13 protein-coding genes are annotated in these 18,282 nt (G+C 38.2%); all 13 read left to right on the top strand.

Translation table 11 applies throughout. The annotated features are described in order from the left end of the window. Window positions 1–102 precede the first annotated feature (102 nt). The 13 genes from G466_RS0105375 to G466_RS0105315 all read left to right on the top strand — a co-directional run bounded on the left by G466_RS0105375 (window position 103) and on the right by G466_RS0105315 (window position 18,194). Window positions 103–3,054: an amidohydrolase family protein gene (locus G466_RS0105375; RefSeq protein WP_026812733.1), complete on the top strand. Its 2,952-nt coding sequence runs from the start codon at window positions 103–105 to the stop codon at window positions 3,052–3,054. A gap of 13 nt (window positions 3,055–3,067) precedes the next feature. Next, window positions 3,068–4,366, top strand: coding sequence for an amidohydrolase family protein (locus tag G466_RS0105370; RefSeq protein WP_026812732.1), 1,299 nt, complete (start codon window positions 3,068–3,070; stop codon window positions 4,364–4,366). Window positions 4,367–4,730: 364 nt separating this feature from the next. Beyond that, a complete protein-coding gene (locus G466_RS0105365; RefSeq protein WP_026812731.1) occupies window positions 4,731–5,540 on the top strand; it encodes a TrmH family RNA methyltransferase in 810 nt (269 codons plus the stop codon). A 26-nt stretch (window positions 5,541–5,566) separates the two neighbouring features. Continuing rightward, window positions 5,567–6,799 carry a M48 family metallopeptidase gene (locus tag G466_RS0105360; protein ID WP_026812730.1) on the top strand — a complete coding sequence of 411 codons (1,233 nt, stop codon included), beginning with the start codon at window positions 5,567–5,569 and terminating at the stop codon, window positions 6,797–6,799. A 44-nt stretch (window positions 6,800–6,843) separates the two neighbouring features. Next, window positions 6,844–9,048: a RelA/SpoT family protein gene (locus G466_RS0105355; RefSeq protein ID WP_026812729.1), complete on the top strand. Its 2,205-nt coding sequence runs from the start codon at window positions 6,844–6,846 to the stop codon at window positions 9,046–9,048. Window positions 9,049–9,090: 42 nt separating this feature from the next. Then, complete coding sequence (locus G466_RS0105350; RefSeq protein WP_026812728.1) at window positions 9,091–9,546, top strand: Fur family transcriptional regulator; 456 nt, start codon at window positions 9,091–9,093, stop codon at window positions 9,544–9,546. Window positions 9,547–9,562: 16 nt separating this feature from the next. Next, entirely contained in the window at window positions 9,563–10,834 is a 1,272-nt protein-coding gene (locus tag G466_RS0105345; RefSeq protein ID WP_026812727.1) for an adenylosuccinate synthase, read from the top strand. 111 nt (window positions 10,835–10,945) lie between these two features. Further along, the gene (locus G466_RS21500; RefSeq protein WP_034234763.1) at window positions 10,946–12,673 is read left to right on the top strand and encodes an OstA-like protein; all 1,728 of its coding nucleotides are present in this window, start codon (window positions 10,946–10,948) and stop codon (window positions 12,671–12,673) included. Between the two features lie 136 nt (window positions 12,674–12,809). Next, on the top strand, window positions 12,810–13,991 hold the full coding sequence (locus tag G466_RS0105335) for an aspartate aminotransferase family protein (RefSeq protein WP_026812726.1): 1,182 nt from the start codon (window positions 12,810–12,812) through the stop codon (window positions 13,989–13,991). Between the two features lie 96 nt (window positions 13,992–14,087). Continuing rightward, a complete protein-coding gene (locus G466_RS0105330) occupies window positions 14,088–15,488 on the top strand; it encodes a tetratricopeptide repeat protein (RefSeq protein WP_026812725.1) in 1,401 nt (466 codons plus the stop codon). A gap of 30 nt (window positions 15,489–15,518) precedes the next feature. Further along, the gene (locus G466_RS0105325; protein ID WP_026812724.1) at window positions 15,519–16,436 is read left to right on the top strand and encodes a DUF368 domain-containing protein; all 918 of its coding nucleotides are present in this window, start codon (window positions 15,519–15,521) and stop codon (window positions 16,434–16,436) included. A gap of 14 nt (window positions 16,437–16,450) precedes the next feature. Beyond that, window positions 16,451–17,470 (top strand): DUF368 domain-containing protein, encoded by a 1,020-nt coding sequence (locus G466_RS0105320; RefSeq protein WP_026812723.1) that lies wholly within the window; start codon window positions 16,451–16,453, stop codon window positions 17,468–17,470. Then, the gene (locus tag G466_RS0105315) at window positions 17,442–18,194 is read left to right on the top strand and encodes a shikimate dehydrogenase family protein (protein WP_026812722.1); all 753 of its coding nucleotides are present in this window, start codon (window positions 17,442–17,444) and stop codon (window positions 18,192–18,194) included. Before G466_RS0105320 ends, G466_RS0105315 begins: the two co-directional genes overlap by 29 nt. Window positions 18,195–18,282: the final 88 nt, after the last annotated feature.

Raw genomic sequence — 18,282 nt, 5'->3', positions numbered from 1 at the left:
ATTGAATCTACCTCCTTAAATGTTAAAAAAACCCAAACACTTTAGTGGTTTGTAAGGGAAAGGCTATTTTTAGATCAACTAATATAACTAACACAACTTAATATGAAAATGCGCTTTTTAGCACTCGCCACCATGTGGTGCAGTATTTCTTTGTTTGCTCAGGATTACTTTCCCAAAAATGATGGTGTTAAGGCAGAGGACCTTAATTACACAGCCTTAACCAATGCCAAAATTTACATTACCCCTACAAAGGTCATAGATAAGGCCACCTTGCTTATTTACAAGGGCAAGGTAGTAGCGACCGGGAAATCGGTCAACCTACCAAAAAATACAGTATCCATAGATCTAGAAGGAAAATTTATTTACCCCTCCTTTATTGATATTTATTCTGATTTCGGAATAGATCAGCCCAAAAGGGCCACTGGCGGAGGCCGTACTGCACAATACGAATCTTCTAGAGAGGGATTTTATTGGAACGACCATATTATGCCAGAAAACAATGCTATTGGCGTTTTCAAATATGACGACAAGAAAGCAGAAGAACTAAGGAAGGCCGGATTTGGAACGGTAAACACACATATTCAAGATGGTATTGCCCGCGGAACAGGTGCCCTAATTGCACTAAACGGGAAGGGTAGCGACGCCGATCGGATTTTGGACGATAAGTCGGCCCAATATTTTTCTTTAAAAAAGAGCGTCCTTAAATCACAATCATACCCAAGCTCCCTAATGGGTTCCTTAGCATTATTAAGACAAATGTACCACGATGCAGATTGGTACGCCAAAGGTAATGTAGAGACAAAGGATCGTTCCCTAGAATCTTTAAATACTAACAAAAATTTGGTGCAAATATTTGAAGCCGGTGACAAAGACCATGTATTGCGTGCAGACAAAATAGGCGATGCTTTTAATACTCCATATGTAATATTGGCAGGCGGAAATGAATATGAAAATATTCCAGATATTAAAGCCACCAATGCCAAATTGATAGTTCCTATTAATTTTCCAAAAGCATACGATGTATCCAATCCTTTCCAAGCACAGTTCCTAAGCTTAAAAGATATGCGCTTATGGAATCAGGCCCCATCCAATCCCAAAGTGCTAGAAGAGAACAAAATCACTTTCAGCCTTACGCTACACGACTTAAAATCTCCTTCAGAATTTAAAGATAAGCTGGCAACTGCTCTAGAATATGGACTATCCAAAACAACTGCCTTGGAGGCGCTAACCACCGTCCCAGCAGCAACCTTGGGAAAATCTACAGAAATAGGAACACTACAGACAGGGAGCCAGGCAAATTTCCTTATTACCTCTGGCGATATTTTTGATAAAGGAACTATTTTATTCGAGAACTGGGTACAAGGACAACAGCATATCATTAACGATAAAAGCCTTAAAGATATAAGAGGCAACTATAGCCTGAGTGCAGGAGGAAGCACCTATACCTTATCTATTAGCGGTGAACCAGCAAAGCCCATAGCAGAAATTAAGGAAGGAGATGACAAGCGTACCTCTACCTTAAGTTACGAAAATAGTTGGGTAGCATTAACCTTTCATAATAAAGAAGGGGATAAAATCTATAGGATGACTGGTAAAGTTACCTCAGATTCAGACAATATTACTGGTAGACTTATTTTGCCCAATGGCACCGAGACTACTTTTACAGCTAACAAAACCTCCCCTTACTCAGAAATACCAAAGGGAGATAAGCAAGACAAATCCCCATTAGTGCAGCCTGTCACCTATCCTAATGTAGGCTACGGTTATGCCAGCAGACCAAAACAGGAAACCATATTGTTTAAGAACGCCACAGTATGGACTAGTGAAGAAGCAGGAATTCTGGAAGCTACCGATGTCCTGATTAAGAATGGAAAAATCTCCAAAATAGGGAAAAACATTAATGCAGGAGGGGCTATAGTAATAGACGCTACGGGGAAACACCTCACTGCCGGAATCATAGACGAGCATTCGCATATTGCGTTATTATCTGTTAACGAAAGCGGACACAATTCCACCGCAGAGGTGAAAATGGAAGACGTAGTAGACCCAGAACATATAGGAATCTATCGCAACTTAGCAGGTGGAGTAACCTCAGCCCAACTGTTGCACGGATCCGCAAATCCTATTGGAGGAAGATCTGCCCTTATTAAATTGAAATGGGGAGCAAGTGCTGAAGAGATGATCTATGATAACTCTCCTAAATTTATAAAATTCGCACTTGGCGAAAATGTAAAGCAATCTAACTGGAGCAGTTTTAGTAGATTCCCCCAAAGTAGAATGGGTGTAGAACAAATGTTTATCAACTACTTTCAGCGTGCCAAGGAATACGATCTTAAGAAAAAAAGCGGACAACCCTATAGAGTGGATGAGGAAATGGAAACATTGGCCGAAATCCTAAATGGAGAACGATTTATTAGCTGTCACTCCTATGTGCAAAGTGAAATAAACATGTTGATGAAAGTGGCAGAGAAATTTGACTTTACCATCAACACTTTTACCCATATTTTGGAAGGATATAAGCTAGCCGATAAAATGAAGGCACACGGAGTAGGTGCCTCCACTTTTAGCGATTGGTGGGCCTACAAGTATGAAGTAAATGATGCCATCCCATACAATGCGGCCATTATGCAGAGCCAAGGGATTACAGTAGCCCTTAACAGTGATGATGCGGAAATGTCCAGGAGACTTAATCAAGAAGCAGCTAAAACGGTTAAATATGGTGGTATGACCGAGTTAGAAGCATGGAAAATGGTAACCATTAACCCAGCAAAACTATTGCATTTAGACGAAAAGGTGGGTAGTATAAAAGAAGGAAAGGATGCAGATATCGTTTTATGGAGCCACAACCCCTTGTCCGTTTATTCCAAAGCCGAAAAAACATTGATAGAAGGAGCGGTATACTTTGATCTGGAAAAAGACAAACAACAACGAGAAGCCATTAAAGCCGAAAAAGCAAAATTAATAAATCTTATGCTAAAGGAGAAGAATAAGGGCAATGCCACCCAAGATCCCAAGAAGACTGAGAAAGAAGAATTTCATTGTGATAGCCTTTAAAAATCGATACTAGATGAAAAATTTAAAAATTACCATAGTTATAGCTTTTATCCTGTGTACTTATCAAAATTTTGCACAACAAACACCGGCATCCGCACAAGAAATGGGAATTTCTATTGAGGGTGCAATTGCCCACTTGGGAAATGGGGAGGTTATCGAAAACTCTTTAATCATGTTTGAAAATGGCAAACTCACTTTTGTAGGCAGTGCCAACGCAAGGATTGCCCGTACCGGCACGGTCATAAATGCCAAGGGAAAACATGTATATCCCGGATTTATTGCCACTTGCACCTCCTTAGGTTTGGTAGAGGTAGATGCCGTTAGAGCAACAAACGACAAAGCTGAAATTGGGGAAATGACTCCACATGTAAGAAGTTTGATCGCTTACAATGCGGAATCTAAAGTAGTAGAAAGTATGCGCCCCAACGGAGTGCTTTTGGGACAGGTTTCTCCAAAAGGCGGAATTATTTCTGGCACATCATCCGTTATGCAATTTGATGCATGGAATTGGGAAGATGCTGCCGTAAAGGTAGATGATGGGATACATCTTAACTGGCCAAATAGCTTTAAGCAGGGTCAATGGTGGATGGGTGAAGATAGAGCATACAAACCCAATAAGGACTATCCCGAAGAAACAGCAAAAATCGAAAATTTCCTTAAAAGTGTCAAGGCCTATGGTAAATCCAATGAGACGAAAAACAATCCGGCTTACGGGGCAACCCAGGGTCTGTTCCAAGGCACACAAAAACTGTATATATATGCCGACGGGGAAAAAGAAATATTAGATGCTATTACTGCAGTTAAAAACCTAGGGGTTAAACATATAGTATTAGTTGGCGGATATGAGGCCCATAAAATTACCGACTTCCTTAAACAGCACCAGATTTCTATTTTGGTAAGGGCACCCCATAACCTACCCCAACATGATGATGACGATTATGATCTACCCTATAGACTCCCTAAAATATTATCGGATGCGGGTCTGTTAGTAGCTATACAAAATATGGATGCCATGAATTTCCAAAACAGGAACCTTCCCTTTTATGCAGGGCAAATTGCACAACAAGGAATGTCTCCAGAAAAAGCGTTGGAGATGATCACCTCTAACCCAGCAAAAATCCTTGGTATAGATGAAAATTACGGAACTTTGGAAGTAGGAAAAAGCGCTACCCTATTTATCTCAGAAGGTGATGCATTGGACATGCGCACCAATCAATTGAGCAAAGCTTTCATAGATGGTAGAGATATCTCACTAGAAACCCATCAAACCCAATTATGGAAAAGGTATATGGGAAAATATGAAGGAAAATAAACTATTTATATAACAAAATTAAAAGGGCTTGGAATACAATCTATTTCTAGCCCTTTTTTCATGATATACTTTTAACAGTGAAATTACTTTTCCCTCTCCCACCTTCTAATACCCAAATAATTTACTAATTACCAAAATCCAATGGCACTAGATTAATAACATGAGCACCATAAAAAGAATCAAATAAACATTAGACAAGGGTTCTTTAGTCGGTAACACTCAAGAAAGGATAGAACACCAGAAGCAGAGAAATCTAGTTTTCTTTAATTTCATTCACATTTTTAAAAACGTATGTCTTTTAGGGGTCAATTGAGCGTACATTTTTAGGTGGTGTAAGTCGCACCAATAGCTTATTTTTGTTCCGATGAGCTATATTAAGGAGATAAACAGCGTACAAAACCCTTTAGTAAGGCAGACGCTAGTATTAATAGAAAAATCACGGGAGCGCAAGAAAAAAGGAATCTTTATAATTGAAGGAATCAAAGAACTGGAACTGGCAATAAAGGGCAGATACCTGCTACGGACCCTTTTCTTTTATCCTGAACTAATTTCAAAAGAAGAGGTCTTGAATCAACTTAAAGAGGTTGAAGATCCACCCGAATTGGTTTCCATTTCAAAGGAAGTTTTTCAAAAAATCGCCTACAGAAATAGTACAGGAGGTATTTTGGCGATTGCCAAAACAAAGGAGCATTCCCTAGACCAACTTAAACTAGAGAGCAAAAATCCTCTGATTCTGGTTGCAGAAGCTCCCGAAAAACCAGGTAATATTGGCGCTTTGCTCCGAACTGCGGATGCCGCGGGTTTGGATGCTGTAATTATTGCTAATGCCAAAGGGGATCTTTACAACCCCAATATTATCCGTTCCAGTGTAGGATGTCTTTTCACTACTAATATCGGTATAGGGAGTTCCGAGGAGATTATAGAGTACCTCAAAAAAAATAATATTTCCATTAATTGCGCCGCATTGACCGCCTCCAAAGCCTACACTTTGGTAGACTTTACCCAACCCACGGCTATTGTGGTTGGCACAGAGGCTACTGGACTATCGGAGGACTGGTTGCAAAAATCCGATCAGAATATAATCATTCCCATGCGGGGGGAAATAGACTCTATGAATGTTTCCGTCTCCGCGGCAATACTTATATTTGAGGCTGTAAGACAAAGAAAACTTTAGCCTCTATCTAATTTTGATAACTACAAATGGACACCCAAATTCTATTCTATATTATAATTGCCATTCTAATTATCCAATTTATAATTGATCGGGGATTAGAATACCTAAATGCTAAACGTTATAACGATAGAATTCCCCAAGAACTAGAAGACGTTTTTGACCAAGAAGAATATAGAAAGTCTCAAGAATACAAAAAGATCAACTATAAGTTCGCATGGTTCACTGCAACCTTTTCCTTAATAATCACCTTGGCATTCCTCCTATTTGGAGGTTTTGAATGGATAGATTCCATTGCTAGAAGCGTTAGCTCTAATCCTATAATTATCGCCTTGATATTTTTTGGTATTATTATGATTGGAAATGACATTCTTACCACTCCATTTTCCTATTACAGAACTTTTGTTATTGAAGAGAAATTTGGTTTCAACAAGACTAGCAAAAAATTATTTTGGATAGACAAGATCAAGGGGTGGCTAATGACCATTATTTTAGGGGGTGGAATTTTAACTTTGATCATTTGGTTTTTTGAATGGGCAGGAACTAACTTTTGGATCTATACGTGGTTCTTAGTTGCTGCCGTTTCCTTGTTTATGAATTTATTCTACAGCAGGCTCATTGTTCCTATATTCAATAAGCAGACTCCTTTAGAAGATGGCAGTTTAAAAGATAAGATTCAAGAATACGCCAATAAAGTAGGATTTGAAATTAAGAATATTTTTGTGATTGATGGATCCAAAAGATCCACTAAGGCCAATGCTTATTTTTCGGGCTTTGGAAGGGAAAAAAGAATCACTTTGTATGATACTTTAATCAACGATTTGGAAGAAGAAGAAATTGTAGCGGTATTAGCCCATGAGGTAGGACATTATAAGCGAAAACATATTATTTACAACATTACCCTTTCCATTTTATTAACAGGATTAACGCTATACATACTCTCTATTTTTATAAACAATCCGGAAGTTTCTCTAGCCATTGGAGTTTCCCATCCTAGTTTTCATGCAGCGTTGATAGGCTTTGGAATTTTATACAGCCCCATTTCAGAAATCACCAGTCTAGTAATGAATATGATTTCTAGAGCTTTTGAATATCAGGCAGACGATTATGCCAAGGATACCTTTTCTCCACAACCCTTGATCAGTTCCTTAAAAAAATTATCTAAGAGTAGCCTTAGCAATCTTACTCCACATCCTGCTTATGTATTTATGCATTATTCCCATCCTCCACTAATTGCTAGGATAAGAAATTTAAAGGTATAGATTTTGTTGTGTTTTATTCTAGTATGTATTAAATTTAAAATATGATGACCGAAGCTGCAATAGAACAAGAGAATAAGAATATTGCCAAGCAATACAAGGAGTTGCTTCGCATAAGCTATCAGACCCTTACCGATGAGGATAAGAAATTGATACGCTCTGCCTTTGATGTTGCCGTAGATGCACATAAAAATCAAAGAAGAAAGTCAGGAGAAGCCTATATATTTCACCCTATAGCCGTCGCTAAAATTGTGGCTTCTGAAATTGGTCTTGATGCGGTCTCTATTGCGTCTGCTCTCCTCCACGATGTGGTAGAGGACACTGAATATACCCTTGTGGATATTGAGCGTATATTTGGGGAAACGGTAGCGCGTATTGTAGATGGTCTTACGAAAATCGCACATCTAAATAAGGATATGAACATATCCCAGCAGGCAGAGAACTTTAGAAAAATGCTCTTAACGCTGAATGACGATGTAAGAGTCATTATTATAAAAATAGCAGATCGGTACCACAACATGCTCACCATGGATTCCATGCCAGAGCACAAGCAGGTAAAGATAGCTTCCGAAACCTTATATATCTATGCCCCCTTGGCGCATAGAATAGGTTTATATAATATTAAGACAGATTTAGAGGACTTAAGCCTTAAGTATACAGAACCCGAAGTTTATGCAGATATTTTAGGTGAAATTGAGGAGTCTAAGGAGGATCAACAGGCTTATATAGATGCCTTTTCAGAGACCATTAGCAACTCTTTGGACCAGGAAAACATTAAATATCAAATAAAGGGGCGAATGAAATCGATTTTTTCCATTCGCCGCAAGATGAAGGCCCAGAATGTTTCTTTTGACGAGATTTACGACAAGTTTGCCCTACGCATCATATATGAATCGGACAGGCATAACGAAAAATTTATCGCCTGGAAAATATACTCTATTGTTACCGATCATTACACGCCCAACCCAGTACGATTACGGGATTGGATTTCCTCCCCTAAATCTACAGGTTATGAAGCATTGCATATTACTGTGATGGGACCAAAAGGAAGATGGGTAGAAGTACAGATCAGAAGTGAACGAATGCACGAGATAGCCGAGAAAGGATATGCGGCACACTTTAAGTATAAACATGGAGATCAAAAAGAACAAGGAATTGAAGAATGGTTAAACAAACTCCAAGAAGCCTTAGAAAATGCGAATTCCAATGCGGTAGATTTTGTTGAGGAATTTAAGTTAAACCTTTATTCCAAGGAAATCTTTGTGTTTACTCCCAAGGGCGAGCTTAAATCACTTCCAAAAGGAGCAACGCCCTTAGATTTTGCCTTTAACATCCATACCGAAGTAGGCATGCATACCAGGGGCGCCAAAGTAAATGGAAAGTTAGTCCCACTAAATACTACCCTTCAGAGCGGTGATCAAGTAGATATTATTACGTCCGAATCTGCCAAACCTAACCAAAGTTGGTTGGATTATGCCACAACGGCAAGAGCCCGATCCAAAATCAAATCTTCATTGCGGGAAGAAAAGAAAGTTGTCGCAATGGACGGGAAAGAGATTCTAAGGAGAAAACTTAAATCCCAAAAAATTAACCTTAATGAGGACACGATTAATAAAATGGTGGTCTTCTTTAAATTAAAGACCAGTCTAGACCTGTTTTATAGAGTGGCAATAGGTGTTATAGACAATCAGATGATCAAAGATTTTGCCGCATCCTATAGCAATGCCTTTATCAGCTTCTTTAAAAATAAGATGAGGAGAACTCCTTCTCCTACAGAAATAAATAAGGAAGAAATCACCGTAAAATATGACACGCTAGTATTTGGCAAAGAAGAGGATAAGTTAGAATATAAACTCTCCCAGTGCTGCAATCCTATTCCTGGCGATGAAGTGTTTGGTTTTGTAAGTGTAAACGAAGGGATTAAGGTGCATAAGAAAAATTGCCCCAATGCCATATCACTACAATCAAATTATGCCTATAGAATCATATCTGCCAAATGGATAGACTCGTCCCAAGAAGAGTTTACCGTAGAGATAATGCTGACTGGAATAGATAACTTAGGATTGATCAGTCAGATTACCGAAATTATTTCGGGCAATTTAAATGTCAACATGCGGAATTTGAATTTTAGCACAGAAGGGGGAACATTTACTGGTAGAATTACACTTGTTGTAAAAAACAATATTATTCTTAAAAGAGTTATAGAAAAGCTAAAGCAGATCAACGGCATCGATAAAGTATCTAGAATTTAAATTTTAACTGTACATTTGCAGACTAATGCAGGGTACATAGCTATGGGGGATAATAATAATCAAGAAATTGTAAAAGGTGTATTCACCGCTTTCTTAGAAGAAAACGGACATAGGAAAACACCTGAACGTTACGCCATTCTACATGAAATCTATAAAAGTGAAGATCATTTTGATATAGAATCACTCTACATCAAAATGAAAAACAAGAATTATAGGGTCAGTAGAGCTACCTTATACAATACCATTGAGCTTTTATTAGAATCTAAATTGGTAAGAAAACATCAATTCGGTAAGAATCAGGCCCAATATGAAAAATCATATTTTGATAGACAACACGACCATGTTATCCTAACAGATACAGGGGAAGTAATGGAGTTCTGCGACCCACGGATTCAAGTTATTAAACAGACTATAGAGGAAGTATTTGATATTAAAATCAACACTCATTCCCTATATTTTTATGGTACACGAAACAAAGAAGAAAACACAAATAATTAATCCAATTACATAAAGAATGGCAGTAGATTTACTACTCGGACTCCAATGGGGAGACGAAGGGAAAGGAAAAATAGTGGATGTTTTAACTAAAGACTACGATATTATTGCTCGCTTCCAAGGTGGCCCCAACGCTGGTCACACGCTGGAATTTGATGGCATAAAACATGTCTTGCATACCATCCCATCGGGTATATTTCACAAGACCGCTATCAACATTGTTGGTAATGGCGTGGTGATCGATCCCGTTATTTTTAAAAAAGAGTTGGATAACTTAAAGAAGTTTAACCTAGATATTAAATCTAAACTTCTAATTTCGAGAAAGGCACACCTTATTTTGCCTACCCATCGCTTATTAGACGCCGCTTCTGAAACCTCTAAAGGAAAGGCCAAGATTGGGTCTACCCTAAAAGGTATAGGACCTACCTATATGGATAAGACCGGAAGAAACGGCTTACGTGTTGGGGATTTGGAATTTTCCGATTGGAAAGATAAATACCGGGCACTTGCCAATAAGCACGAAGCGATGATTGCCTTCTATAATGTAGAAATACAGTATAACTTAAAAGAATTGGAAACAGAATTTTTCCTTGCCGTAGAAGAGCTAAGAAAACTTACCTTTATAGATAGTGAGGAATATATTTTTAACGCCCAAAAGGAAGGAAAAAAGATTTTGGCAGAAGGAGCTCAAGGATCTTTGCTGGATATCGATTTTGGGACTTATCCATTTGTAACTTCTTCTAATACCACTGCTGCAGGCGCCTGTACCGGTCTTGGTGTAGCACCAAACAAAATAAAACAAGTAATAGGTATATTTAAGGCATATACTACTAGAGTTGGCAGCGGTCCGTTCCCTACAGAGCTGTTTGATGATAATGGAGAAAAGATGGCCCGTATTGGAAACGAATTTGGAGCTACCACCGGAAGAGCAAGACGCTGCGGCTGGTTAGACCTAGTAGCATTAAAATATGCCGTTGAAATAAATGGGGTGACCGAATTGATGATGATGAAAGCCGATGTCCTTAGTGGGTTTGAGACCTTAAAAATTTGCACCGCATACAATTACGAAGGAACCCAGATAAAACATTTCCCTTATAGCATAGAGCCAGAACATGTGACTCCTGTATATACTGAAATGAAAGGATGGGCTCAAGATCTTACTAAAATGAGTAAGGCAGATGAGCTTCCGGATACCTTATTGAATTACATCTCATACTTAGAACAAGAGTTGGAAGTGCCTATTAAAATCGTTTCAGTTGGTCCAGACAGGACACAGACCATCCACCGTTAATATAAAAGCCATCCTTGTGATGGCTTTTATCATATAACGCTTTCCTAATTCTATCCTAAACAATATATTCCTCATTCAAAATATACTATTTTTGATCAAAATTTTAATGGTTTGCACAAACTAATACTCTTATTATTTGCCCTATTTATATTTGGGATCGGCCAAGCACAGCAACCGGCATCTGGAAGTAAACAGATAAATATTGTTTATGGTGGCACCTTTACCAAAAACGAAGATGTCTACCCAGGCGCAGCTATATTCAGTAAAGACGACCAACAGGTACAGTTTGAACATGAGGGAGCAGACCTATGGTGTGATGTTGCCATTTACTATCGTAAAGAAAACAGACTTAAGGCCGTTGGAAACATTAGACTACAACAGGGAGATTCTGTTCAGTTAACTAGTGGACGCATTGATTATAACGGCGATACTAATCTAGCCAAAGCTTGGGAAAACGTTATCCTACAGCATACGGGAATGACCCTCACTACAGACACCCTTAGATTTGATAGAGAGAACCAAGAGGCATTTTACCAGGATTATGGAACCGTGGTAGATTCAACCAATACGCTTACAAGTAAGATAGGACGATATTTCACCCAACTAAAAAAGTCCCAGTTCTTGGACAGTGTTAACCTAAACAATCCAGAATTTCAATTAGTCTCTAAACAGTTGGATTATTATACCGAATCTAAGAATGCTTATTTATACGGGCCTTCAACTATTACTGGCGAAGGATATAAAATATACGTTGAACGTGGATTCTACGACACCAACATAGAAAGTGGATACGGGATAAAAAACACCAGAATAGATTATAACAACCGTATCATTTATGGGGACAGTGTCTTTTTTGACAAAAAAACGGAATTTGCTTCGGCAACCAATAATATTATAATAAAAGACACCATTAACAATGGTTTAATTCGGGCCCACTACGCCGAAGTTTTTAAGGCAAAAGACTCCGTTTTCGCTACGAAAAGAGCGGTTTCCATTAATCTTGTGGAGCAAGACTCCCTCTATATGCACGGAGATACGCTAATGCTAACCGGGAAACCGGAAGAACGCGTTTTACGGGCTTTTAGAAACGCAAAATTTTATAAAACGGATTTATCGGGTAAGTGCGACTCTATTCATTTTGATCAAAAAACAGGTATTACCCAATTGATTACGCGCCCTATTATCTGGAATGGAGAAAACCAAATGACAGGGGATAGTATTCACCTCCTTTCGAATATAGAGACAGAAAAATTAGACTCATTAAAGGTGATCAACAATGCCTTTATCATTGCAATGGATACCGTTAGTAAAGTAGGTTATAATCAAGCAAAAGGCAAAGATCTCTTTGGACAGTTTGTAGATAACGAGTTACGGATCATTGACTTAGTTAAGAATACGGAAGTGATTTACTATATGTACAACGATAAACAGGAACTTATAGGAATAGATAAAACTATATGTAGCGCCATTCGGATGACCATGGCAGAAAACGAAATTGAGGATATCACTTTTATTACTGACCCAGATGGGGATATATTTCCTGAAAAAGATTTGCCCGATAACAGCAGAAAATTAAATGGATTTATATGGAGGGGGGACGAACGGATCTTAAATAAGGATGATATCTTTGACGAGGACGATAACAACATCATATTACCCGTTATACAAGGGATAAATAATCCTATCGATACCGATATTGAAGCCTCGGAAGCTATTGAGGAAGAAAAAAAGCGCGATTCAATAAATGCCCCAGGGAATTTTGCGTCCCCCGTTCCCCTAACGCCAAAAAAGAAATCAAAGCAATTAGAGTCTATAAAGAAAGATTCTTCAGCAAACTAAAGAGCTTGTACTACGTTTATTTAGAGCAATTCAACACTTTATAAAAAGCAAACAAAACTAGACTAAGCATAGCATTTTTAAAGAACGCTATTACGGGATAATGGATATTTAGCATTTTAGACAATTAAGCACGACTATGAAAGAGGATTTTTTAAAATATCAGGCACAAACTTCACCACACCCATTGGCTTTAGAAGTCTCCCATGCCAAGGGAAGCTATATATATGACACCAAAGGTAATGCCCATTTAGATTTTGTTGCTGGGGTATCTGCATGTACTTTGGGCCATTGCCATCCTAAGGTGGTAAAAGCTATCCAAGAACAAGCAGAAAAATATATGCATGTTATGGTGTATGGGGAGTATATTCAGGAACCTGCTGTAGAATACACTAAACTCTTGGCAAAATACCTTCCGGCCCCATTACAAACCACATATTTGGTGAATTCTGGCACAGAAGCTATGGAAGGTGCTTTAAAATTAGCTAGAAGGAGCACAGGAAGAAGCCAGATAATTGCCGCTAAAAGAGCATATCATGGCAACACTATGGGAAGTCTTAGCATAATGGGGTATGAAGAGCGAAAAAGCGCTTTTAGACCTTTGGTGCCAGATGTAGGCTATCTGAGGTTTAACCATGAAGCAGATTTATTAAAGATAACAGAGAAAACGGCTGCCGTAGTATTGGAAACCATTCAGGGGGGTGCCGGATTTATTCTTCCCCATAATAACTATTTATCAAAAGTTAGGGAACGTTGTACTGCTGTTGGCGCCATGCTTATTCTGGACGAGGTACAACCGGGGTTTGGACGTACTGGGAAGCTTTTTGCCTTTGAGCATTTTAATTGCATTCCCGATATTTTGGTCATCGGAAAAGGAATGGCCGGAGGCATGCCAGTGGGAGCATTTGTGGCCTCTCAAAAACTGATGCTGACATTACAGGACCGACCAAAGCTTGGCCATATTACTACTTTTGGCGGAAATCCAGTAATTGCTGCTGCCTCCATGGCAACACTAAAAGAGCTCACCGAAACAAATCTTATAGCGGATACCCTAGAGAAGGAACTATTATTTAGGTCCATATTAGTACACCCCCTAATTAAGGAGATTCGAGGAAAAGGCCTTATGTTAGCCTTAATAATGGAAAGCGAGGAAATAACAAACGAATTAATTTTAAAATGTACTAAAAACGGATTAATACTTTTCTGGTTGCTTTTTGAACCTAAGGCCGTTAGAATTTCCCCACCGCTAACCATTACTAAAGAGGAGATTACAAAAGGATGCAACCTTATCCTAGAGGTATTAAATGAGCTCGGACAATAATTTGTTAACTAATTTGTTAATAATAAAGACCTAGTCCGTAAGTTTTCAAGAAGTGTAAAGACTATTTTAGTTCCAAATGAATAATAAGAAGTTCCTATGCCGTTAGAACCAAACGAAAGATCAGGGCAGCCAATCGCTAAGTTTGAATCAATGCTGAAGACAGATGATATCTACTTCTTTGATGCAGAAGACTTTCAGGATATTATTCACCATTATTTAAACAACGGAAAGATAGCTCTGGCGAAAAAAGCTATTAAAATTGGATTGCAACAACATACCGATAGTGTGGAGTTAAAACTCCTCTCCATTGAAGTAATGGTTTTTGAAAACAATCTAGAGCAGGCAGAAGCTATGCTAGATGAGCTACAGCTTATAGATAGCAGTAATGAGGAAATCTTCATTCAACGCGCTAATATCTATTCTAAAAAAGATAATCACGAGGCGGCAGTTTCCCTTTTACACCATGCTCTAAACCTTACCGAGGATAGTTTTGACATTCACTCCTTGTTAGGAATGGAGTATCTGTTTATGGACAAATTTGAGGAGGCAAAGAATAATTTCATGAAGTGTGTATCCTTTGATGAACAGGATTACTCATCTCTCTATAATGTAATCTACTGCTTTGAATTTCTGGAAGATTATGATGGCGCAATCCTATATTTAAACGACTATTTAGAACGCAACCCGTATAGTGAGGTCGCTTGGCATCAGTTGGGCAAAATGTATTTCCCAAAAAAATTGTACAAGGAAGCCTTGGTTGCCTTTGATTTCGCTATCATTTCGGACGACAGTTTTATTGGGGCCTATTTTGAAAAAGGAAAGGTACTAGAAAAATTGGGCCGCTATGAAGAGGCCATTGAGAATTACGACATCACTATATCAATGGAAGATCCTACTTCCTACGCATATTTGCGAATTGGAAGGTGCTATGAAAAGTTAAATAAAGACGAAGAGGCCAAATCATACTATTATCGCACCGTACATGAGGATCCCTTATTAGATAAGGGCTGGCTGGCTATTACTGGATATTACTTTAGACAAAAGAATTACGATAAAGCCCTTCATTACATCAATAAAGCAATAAATATTGACGGTGAAAATGCGAAATACTGGAAAAAATGCGCCAGAATACATTCGGTTTTAAAAAATAACGATGAAGCCTACTATGCTTACCAACAAGCCGTAGAGCTAGGCAACTATGAATTTGACACATGGTTTCATTGGGCCGACGTTGCCGTACAGAATTTAGATGTGCACGCCGCAATCCAAATACTTACCCAAGGGCAGGAATTTTACCCACAAACATGTGAAATGCAATATAAAATGGCCGGATATTACCTTTTAATCAGTGATTATCCTAGAGCCCAATATCGCCTCATCAATGCCTTAAAAATAGACGCAGATAAACTCCACTTGTTTAAAGACGAGTTTCCTCAATTCTATAATACCGAATGGGTAACGAACATAATTGAAGAAGTGAAAAAAGCTTCCAGATAATTACACTATTTTTGATGTTTTTATCATTTTATGGAAAAACGCAATTTCATCAGTTACCTTATTATTTCGTTAAAAGGCATGGCTATGGGCGCTGCAGATGTAGTGCCAGGGGTGTCAGGAGGCACAATAGCATTTATATCAGGTATTTACGAAGAATTGATCACCAGTATCAACAATGTTAATCTGTCCCTCTTAAAAACTTTAAGAACAGAGGGCTTCAAAGCATTCTGGACCAAGGTGAATGGCAATTTTTTATTATCCCTACTTGTGGGAATAGCCATTAGCATCCTTTCCCTGGCAAAATTTATTAGCTGGTTATTAGAGAACCAGCCCATTCCTTTATGGTCATTTTTCTTTGGACTTGTGTTGGCCAGTATTTTTCTGGTTGGCAAGGAAATAAATAAATGGAACCTAGGCACCATACTTACATTAATCTTGGGAGCGGCCATTGCTTATTACATAACCACACTGCCTCCCTCGAAAAATACTGACTCCCTAGTCTATTTGTTCTTTTCTGGAGCACTAGCAATCTGCGCCATGATTTTACCTGGGATATCGGGAGCCTTTATACTTGTATTATTAGGGTCGTACAAAACTATATTGGATGCAGTTCACGAGCGCGATCTAAAAATTGTGATCACGGTGGGATTAGGCGCCATATTTGGACTTTTAAGCTTTGCCAAGCTTTTAAAATGGATGTTTACCCATTACAAAAATAGCACCTTATCCTTACTGACAGGTTTTATCGCAGGCTCTTTGAACAAGATTTGGCCGTGGAAGGAAATCTTGGAAACTAAATTGTACGGTGAAAAACTCGTTGTTTTAAAAGAGCAAAATATTTCACCCTACGCTTTTGAAGGCGATCCACAAATTATGTTTGCCATTCTCTTAGCCATCACTGGTTTTTCCCTTATTTTTATCTTGGAGAAATTAGCGACAAAAAAGTAATCGGCACGTCATAAATGAAAAATACCAGATCTATTACGGATAAATTCTTTTTGGTTATCAAGGGCCTATTTATGGGTGCCGCCAATAAGGTCCCTGGTGTTTCTGGTGGTATTGTCGCTTTTGTTGGAGGGTTTTATGAGGAGTTTATCTACTCCCTGCAAAAAGTGAACGGCAAAGCATTTAAACTTTTAATAAGTGGCAGGTTTAACAGCTTTTACCGCTATACCAATGGACAATTTTTATCATTGCTGATTTTTGGGATGCTAATAAGTTATTTTAGTATTTCCAAAATTCTAGACTATTTCCTAGAAAGACAAGAACTGTTTGTCTGGGCAGGATTTTTCGGTATGATCTTAGGCTCTATTTATTATATCTCTAAGGATTTTAATCAATGGGGAAAAAGTACAATTACAGCAGGGATCATCGGTCTTATCATAGGTATTTCTATAAGCTTTTTAAGTCCAGCAACACAAAATGACAACCTGTTATTTATCTTTTTCTGTGGAATTATAAGTGTTTCAGGAATGACGCTCCCCGGACTTTCCGGATCGTTTATACTTATTCTTTTAGGGAATTATGTATTGCTATTGGTAGATTCTGTAAACGCGCTATACGATACGTTCGCCGAAGTTTTACGAGGTGATTTCAGCTTTACCAACAATATAAAGCGGTTAAACACCCTAAAAATACTAGGTGTATTTACTGCTGGATCAGCAATTGGTTTGGTAAGCCTTTCACATCTGCTGAGCTATGTTCTTAAACATTATAAAAATATCACCACTGCAGTCATAATAGGCTTTATCACTGGCTCCTTAGGGGTGGTCTGGCCTTGGAAGCGAACCTTATATAGAACAGACGCACAGGGGAATATGCTATTAGACACTAATGATAGCCCCATTATAACAAATTACGAACGATATTTACCCGATCTGATGATAGCGGAGACGTATTGGGCCCTATTTTTCATCATTTTCGGAATATTAATTTTATTAGCTTTGGATTGGTATGGAAGAAACAGACAAGAAAACGCATAGGTATGGTTTAATAGGAAGAAACATTTCCTATTCGTTTTCCAGAGGATACTTCACGGAAAAATTCTCCCAGTTAGGTTTAAATACACACTCTTATGAGAATTTTGATATAGATACTATAGATCTGTTTCCGGATATCTTGCAACAAAATAAGAATATTAGCGGTTTTAATGTTACCATTCCTTATAAGGAGCAAATTATACCCTTTTTAAGTAAAATTGAGGCTGAAGCAAAAGCTATTGGAGCGGTAAACACCATTAAAATTGTTAAAAACCAGTCCATTGGCTACAATACAGACGCATATGGCTTTTATAAATCCATAGCCCCCCATTTAGAGAATCATCACAAAAATGCTTTGATTTTAGGCACGGGAGGAGCTTCTAAGGCTATTTCCTATGTGCTAAGCAAATTAGGAATAACCTATACCTTTGTTTCACGAAATCCAGAAAAGGGTCAATTAAACTATGGTGACCTTAATTTGGAACTAATGCAGAAAAACACAGTTTTGATCAATTGCACGCCGTTAGGAACTAATCCCAATATTACGGACAAACCAGATATCCCCTACAATCAGATTACACCTAAACACCTCTTATTTGACCTTATCTACAACCCTAGTAAAACGGCGTTTCTAACGGAAGGTGAACTAAAGGGTGCCAAAATCTGTAATGGATCCAAAATGCTACAATTTCAAGCAGAAAAAGCATGGGAAATCTGGAATTCATAACTACTACATTCTTATATATCTGATTTTCAATACACAATACCTTATAATCCTAATTACCTTCTTAAACAGAAGTTTCATTATCTTTGTT

This window comes from Arenibacter certesii DSM 19833, assembly GCF_000429545.1.
Classification (GTDB): domain Bacteria; phylum Bacteroidota; class Bacteroidia; order Flavobacteriales; family Flavobacteriaceae; genus Arenibacter; species Arenibacter certesii.
The sequence above is the reverse complement of the archived record's forward strand: the minus strand, read 5'-3'. Positions and strand labels throughout refer to the sequence as shown.

What these genes read in the sequence shown, in the direction of transcription:
- G466_RS0105375 (WP_026812733.1), top strand. Translation starts at nt 103, where the DNA reads ATGAAAATGCGCTTTTTAGCACTCGCCACCATGTGGTGCAGTATTTCT.
- G466_RS0105370 (WP_026812732.1), top strand. Translation starts at nt 3,068, where the DNA reads ATGAAAAATTTAAAAATTACCATAGTTATAGCTTTTATCCTGTGTACT.
- G466_RS0105365 (WP_026812731.1), top strand. Translation starts at nt 4,731, where the DNA reads ATGAGCTATATTAAGGAGATAAACAGCGTACAAAACCCTTTAGTAAGG.
- G466_RS0105360 (WP_026812730.1), top strand. Translation starts at nt 5,567, where the DNA reads ATGGACACCCAAATTCTATTCTATATTATAATTGCCATTCTAATTATC.
- G466_RS0105355 (WP_026812729.1), top strand. Translation starts at nt 6,844, where the DNA reads ATGACCGAAGCTGCAATAGAACAAGAGAATAAGAATATTGCCAAGCAA.
- G466_RS0105350 (WP_026812728.1), top strand. Translation starts at nt 9,091, where the DNA reads ATGGGGGATAATAATAATCAAGAAATTGTAAAAGGTGTATTCACCGCT.
- G466_RS0105345 (WP_026812727.1), top strand. Translation starts at nt 9,563, where the DNA reads ATGGCAGTAGATTTACTACTCGGACTCCAATGGGGAGACGAAGGGAAA.
- G466_RS0105335 (WP_026812726.1), top strand. Translation starts at nt 12,810, where the DNA reads ATGAAAGAGGATTTTTTAAAATATCAGGCACAAACTTCACCACACCCA.
- G466_RS0105330 (WP_026812725.1), top strand. Translation starts at nt 14,088, where the DNA reads ATGCCGTTAGAACCAAACGAAAGATCAGGGCAGCCAATCGCTAAGTTT.
- G466_RS0105325 (WP_026812724.1), top strand. Translation starts at nt 15,519, where the DNA reads ATGGAAAAACGCAATTTCATCAGTTACCTTATTATTTCGTTAAAAGGC.
- G466_RS0105320 (WP_026812723.1), top strand. Translation starts at nt 16,451, where the DNA reads ATGAAAAATACCAGATCTATTACGGATAAATTCTTTTTGGTTATCAAG.
- G466_RS0105315 (WP_026812722.1), top strand. Translation starts at nt 17,442, where the DNA reads ATGGAAGAAACAGACAAGAAAACGCATAGGTATGGTTTAATAGGAAGA.